Genomic DNA, 5,074 nt, shown 5'->3' with positions numbered 1-5,074 from the left:
TGAGCATGGTTTTACAGACCCAAGCGACCCAGCCAAAAAGCGATTAATGGCGCAGCGTGACAACTTACCAAGGGATATTAAAGACACTAGGCAAGCCATTACTGAGGGCTTACATGCATTAATTATTGAGGGTGCGATAACCAATCGTGAGGGTGTTGTTCAAGCCCTAAAAGATGGTGGCTTTGAGATCGCACGAGAGACGGACAGGGCGATTTCTATCAAGAACCCAACAGGGAAACGAAATATCAGGCTGACAGGCGGATTATATGAGCGAGATTTTAACTTTAGCAGAGAAGTTCAAAACACAGTCACAGCAGCAAGCGAAGACTATCGAGCAAGAAGTACAGAACGCTACGATGCAGCTAAACAGCTTTATGACAGCGAAATTAAAAGAAAGCGAGACTATCATCAAACAAGGCATGGAAAGCCTCGACTTGAGCAACGAGCAGCTGCTCGCGATGTTAGCCAAGCATCAAACCGATATGAGTACCGCCCTCGAAAACTATATGAGCAACGTCCAAGCCCATTTAACCCAAGATTTAAACCAACTCGCAGAACAGACAGAGACAATGATAGAGAGCTACACACAGCACATCGTGCAGCTTATAGCGCAGCGAGAGGACAGGATAGCGCAGGTCATCAGATCAGAAATGAAGAAATGGGCAATCGTAGCCAGTTTGGTCGCACTTACGATACTGGTGCTAGGCATCATCATAGGGGCAGTATCAGTCAAAAAGTTCTCAAAACCAACCTACATCATTCAAAAGCCGCAGACACAGATACAGCATCAGCCCATCAACTACGGGCAGAGGTAAGTCATGGACAAGAGATTACTAGAGCAAGTACAAAAAGCCCTACAAGCACAGCAGGACACGATCAAACGCCAAGAGCAAATGCTAGACAACCAAGAGCGATACACACAGCAGCAGCTACGCAAGAAAGACCAGGATATAGCCGAATTGACCGCATCATTGAACAAATTGGCAAAGACGAAGACGCAAGAGTTAGAACGCTTACCGACGTTGTTCAAGCAGTTGCAAACTTCAATGACAGAACAAACCAACGTGTTCAATGGCTGGGTCGCATATCGGAAAGAGCACGTAACGACGCAGGCATCATTGATAAGCGAGTTATTAGCTTTAGGAAACGTACAGATTCAACTCGTAGAGCAGTTGAAGACGTATCAGAGTACGATAGCGCAGCCCGACTATCTCAACAGCGTTACGACGCAATTAGAGAGCGATACCATGAAGTGGGAGAGCGGATTGAGAGAATTAGTGAACGTACAGAGCAAAATAGAGCAGTCACAAGCGAAAATAACCGGATCGCAGACGGCAATACAAGAGGAGGTGAAGAAATTAAACACGCTGCTGAGCAAGTTAGAGAGCTAATACAAGCCAAAGAGCAAGAACTTGAGCGTGCTAGAACACCCATAAGATCACGATCTCCAAGTATGGGTCGCTAGCTAAACTAAAAAATGCAGCCTAATGGCTGCATTTTTTAGTTTAGCTAGTTTATTTGAGACTCTTAGTGTATTGCGGCTTTCTATGAATTAGCCTATTTGCTATATACCTACAGAGGTCTCTTTACTATTTGAACTAGTTATATGGTTGTACTTGCTCTGCACTAGCATCATCAGTGCTTTCGTACTGAGTTTGGGCTGTACCATCAGTGCTTTCGTACTGGGTTTGAGCTGCATCATCAGTGCTTTCGTATTGAGTTTGAGCTGCATCATCAGTGCTTTCGTATTGAGTTTGAGACGTAGTATCTGCAGTCGTGGCTTCCGTGTTCATTGGTTCGGCGGCCATTGCCAGGCTTGGAATAGTAAGTGTCGCGCCAACAAGTAATGACAGAGTAAGATTTTTCATTAATTAAGATCCTTGGTATACATATTCTATATATTGTTTTTGAACTCCAATATTATTAGAAACTATTTCCTAAAGTTTAGAATATTATGAATTGATAAAGCTAATCATGATTTCCGAACGCAAGGTTAGCAACTAATAACTTCATCGTTCAGTAGTATATAAATTACCAATCTAACAACTAAAAATCTTCTTGTAATAGTAAGTAATTACCAGTGGATTCTTGTTTAGCAGCTTTCTGCTAATTAATGTGGGTTAACAGCAATATAGCCATTAAATTTGTGTTTAATATTAGCAGTTTAGTGATTTTATAAATTGTTATCTGTCACAGATGCTTAATGAGAATGTACTAAGTGATTCTTATTTAAATTCAAGTAGAAATATTGTAGTAGGACGTAGGTACAACTTTTCAGGGCAATGTAAGCCTTAAATGGCGTGGCTTTACGAGAAAATTGCTAATTGACGAAATAAGAATGAGAGCGTAAACTCAAGTGCTAGAAACGACTAACCCCCAAAGCTGGCAGGCTTCGGGGGTTAGATGAATTTTAATCTGTGTCAGCAGATATAAAACCCACTTTTCGATATGGACATTTTATATCAGCAGGCGCACCAATACAAGCGTGCGTGATGTTAATACTTCCTGAAATATACGAAAATCTCCCTCATAAACCCTATTGTACTGACGATTTAGGTAATCTAGTCGTTCGTCCTAGGCAAACTGCCGTCAAGATGCGGTATATCCAGCACAACCCTCCTTGCATGACCCATTTTATTTGCCTCGATATTGACCATGAACATGGTGCAATGCGTTGGGCAGAAGAATATCTACCACCGCCACGCTGGACAAGCCAAAACCCTAAAAATGGACATGCCCATATCGTCTATGAGCTAAAAACACCTGTTTGTACCAGTGAGCATGGCAGCCGTAAAGCTTTAGACTATCTCGCTAAGATACAAGCAGGGTTGGTCAGAGAGACAAGAGCAGACGTCGGATATACCAACTTCATCACCAAAAACCCGATGCACGAGCATTGGCGTACTGAAGTATGGACAAAAGAAGCCTATGAGTTAAATTATCTAGCGGATTTTGTTGATCTCAGACCTTTAACAAACAAAGAGAAAGAATATGGTCTTGGTAGGAACTGTTCCCTATTCGATACCGTTCGTCATTGGGCGTATTCTGCGATTAGAGAGCATCGAGGAAAGACTTGGGAGCAATGGTACCATTCCGTGCTTAAACATGCTCAAAGCGTGAATATGATATTTTTAGAGCCGTTGCAGTACTCAGAGATTAAAGCTACTGCCAAAAGTATTGCAAAATTCTGCTGGAAACGTGATGCCTATCACTATAATGAGTTTATCTATCGTCAGGCACTTAAGGGAAGTAAAGGTGGCAAAGTTTCTAAACGTAAGCCTGTAGCTACGTCAGAGCAATCATTAAAACCATGGTTAGAGTTAGGTATTTCTGAGAGCACATACCAAAGAAGAAAAAGACTCGGCAAAATTTGACAGTGGATAAGCCTAAATCAGATAACAGCCTTTTGACTGGCTCTTGTTTTATTGCTTAGGCTATCTGATTATGGCTCACTATTGTTCGTTTTGCTCTACTTTATTTATGACTAATCAAATTGAGAAGGGTTCTCTAGAAACTCGTTAACGACCATACGGAACTGAGTTGGGTGTGCGATAAAAGGGATAGGCGTTTTAATTCCTCCAGTACCAGAAATTAAGACAGAGCCATAGTTCAAGATCCTTCCGAAGATACCTTGGTTAACCATCAGTCCTTCAACTTTCTCCAAGCGCAACTCAACAGTATTGCGACGAATGAAACCAGTTTTAGCAATAACACGTTTATTAGTCAAAGCCAGCTCAGTTGTAAGAACTCTAAGAACAGCAACGCCTATAAAAAATGCAGCAAGGAGCAATATAACAAAACCGTTACCCCCTCCTAGAGCAGCGCCTAAGCCACTAAGTAGCAGGAGGCCGCCAATCAAAAGAAATGGCCATTGTGACCACCAAGATACCATCGCTTCTTGGATAACACGTTCACTGCTAGTAAGGTTTGAATCGATATAACTGCCCATAAACTTCTCCAACATAGATCAGACAAAAACAACATTCTATCAGCAATAAACACGTAACAAATACTAAGACTAAGAACTTTAGTGAAATTATTTAGTAATAGTTTTGAATGACATTGCTGATAAATAAACAAGATAACTCTAAATAGTTATCTTTCAATGTTATTATGATATTAAGCCAGCATATACCGTGGGTACAATATCCACTCCGTTACTATTGACCCAAGGCATACTGGTAAGGGGAAACCCCTTAACCCCAACCCCTCACAAAAAGCCTGAGGGGTAAAAACAACCCCTAGACCGAGGTTAAAATGGCAAGGACAAAATGGCTAAAAATCAGAGTGTCTGATGATGAACTTCTAGACATCAAAAAGCGTGCAGGCAGTCACGATATGTCTAACTACGTCCGCAGCGTGGTACTTGATCAACCCATAGCCGTACCCGAACCCAAAACCAAAAAAATCGTGCATAGTGCCGACCCCGAATTGGTGCGAGCCATTAATCGCATTGGCATCAACATCAATCAAATCGCCAAGCAGACCAATACAGGGCAAGAAGTTGGTAATGCCGTATTAATCGCCTTGCTAGATTTGCAAACCACGCTAGACCAAGCACTAGCATCGAGCGTGCCTAATGATCGTTAAATTCTTCACGAATGGCACAGGTGGCAGCAAAGGCGTGTTTGATTATCTGCTTAAAGACAAAGAGCAGCCCGACGGCAAACGCCTTGGTGCCGAGGTACTAAGGGGCGACATAGATAATCAAGCCATGCTTATTGATAGCCTCGACTTTAAGCAAAAATACACCAGTGGCTGCTTATCGTTCACCGAGACAGCGGACGAGGTCACTCAAGCAGAGAAAAATGCCTTGATGGACGGCTTTGAGCAAACCATTCGAGCAGGGCTAGACGTTGATAGAGTTGCCGTCTCATGGATTGAGCATAGAGACAAGGGCAGATTAGAGCTGAATTTTGTCTTTGCTAATGTTGATTTAGAACACGGCAGAGCATTTCAGCCCTATGTCCACAGTGTTGATAAGCGCAGAGTGAACGCATGGAAAGACATGCAAAACATTGAGCATGGTTTTACAGACCCAAGCGACCCAGCCAAAAAGCGATTAATGGCGCAG

Annotated in this window: 6 protein-coding genes and 1 pseudogene; 5 read left to right on the top strand and 2 right to left on the bottom strand. The window is 42.4% G+C overall.

Features of this window, described 5'->3' with window-relative positions; genetic code table 11:
- The first annotated feature begins 266 nt into the window (after window positions 1-266).
- Window positions 267-815, top strand: coding sequence for an MbeB family mobilization protein (locus EI161_RS15120; RefSeq protein WP_225735393.1), 549 nt, complete (start codon window positions 267-269; stop codon window positions 813-815).
- A 3-nt stretch (window positions 816-818) separates the two neighbouring features.
- Window positions 819-1,391, top strand: a complete 573-nt coding sequence (locus EI161_RS15115) for a hypothetical protein (RefSeq protein WP_192529764.1) — start codon at window positions 819-821, stop codon at window positions 1,389-1,391.
- Between the two features lie 207 nt (window positions 1,392-1,598).
- Here the strand turns inward: EI161_RS15115 and EI161_RS13235 are convergent, their stop codons facing one another.
- The gene (locus EI161_RS13235; RefSeq protein WP_192529763.1) at window positions 1,599-1,868 is read right to left on the bottom strand and encodes a hypothetical protein; all 270 of its coding nucleotides are present in this window, start codon (window positions 1,866-1,868) and stop codon (window positions 1,599-1,601) included.
- Window positions 1,869-2,492: 624 nt separating this feature from the next.
- Here EI161_RS13235 and EI161_RS13230 point away from each other — a divergent pair.
- On the top strand, window positions 2,493-3,374 hold the full coding sequence (locus EI161_RS13230; protein WP_192529762.1) for a replication initiation protein: 882 nt from the start codon (window positions 2,493-2,495) through the stop codon (window positions 3,372-3,374).
- Between the two features lie 110 nt (window positions 3,375-3,484).
- Here the strand turns inward: EI161_RS13230 and EI161_RS13225 are convergent, their stop codons facing one another.
- A complete protein-coding gene (locus EI161_RS13225) occupies window positions 3,485-3,949 on the bottom strand; it encodes a PH domain-containing protein (RefSeq protein ID WP_192529761.1) in 465 nt (154 codons plus the stop codon).
- A gap of 308 nt (window positions 3,950-4,257) precedes the next feature.
- On the opposite strand from EI161_RS13225, the gene EI161_RS13220 reads away from it, so the two are divergent.
- Window positions 4,258-4,590: a plasmid mobilization protein gene (locus EI161_RS13220; protein ID WP_192529760.1), complete on the top strand. Its 333-nt coding sequence runs from the start codon at window positions 4,258-4,260 to the stop codon at window positions 4,588-4,590.
- Window positions 4,580-5,074, top strand: a pseudogene (locus EI161_RS13215) (relaxase/mobilization nuclease domain-containing protein); the annotation flags it as partial. The gene EI161_RS13220 and the pseudogene EI161_RS13215, both read left to right, overlap by 11 nt.

This window comes from Psychrobacter sp. FME5 (assembly GCF_014861375.1).
Taxonomy (GTDB): Bacteria; Pseudomonadota; Gammaproteobacteria; order Pseudomonadales; family Moraxellaceae; genus Psychrobacter.
Note: the sequence above shows the minus strand (reverse complement) of the source record. Positions and strands in the feature narration are given on the sequence as shown.

Excerpts from the sequence above, each read along its gene's own strand:
- EI161_RS15120 (WP_225735393.1), top strand. The coding sequence starts at position 267 with ATGAGCGAGATTTTAACTTTAGCAGAGAAGTTCAAAACACAGTCACAG.
- EI161_RS15115 (WP_192529764.1), top strand. The coding sequence starts at position 819 with ATGGACAAGAGATTACTAGAGCAAGTACAAAAAGCCCTACAAGCACAG.
- EI161_RS13235 (WP_192529763.1), bottom strand. The coding sequence starts at position 1,868 with ATGAAAAATCTTACTCTGTCATTACTTGTTGGCGCGACACTTACTATT.
- EI161_RS13230 (WP_192529762.1), top strand. The coding sequence starts at position 2,493 with ATGTTAATACTTCCTGAAATATACGAAAATCTCCCTCATAAACCCTAT.
- EI161_RS13225 (WP_192529761.1), bottom strand. The coding sequence starts at position 3,949 with ATGGGCAGTTATATCGATTCAAACCTTACTAGCAGTGAACGTGTTATC.
- EI161_RS13220 (WP_192529760.1), top strand. The coding sequence starts at position 4,258 with ATGGCAAGGACAAAATGGCTAAAAATCAGAGTGTCTGATGATGAACTT.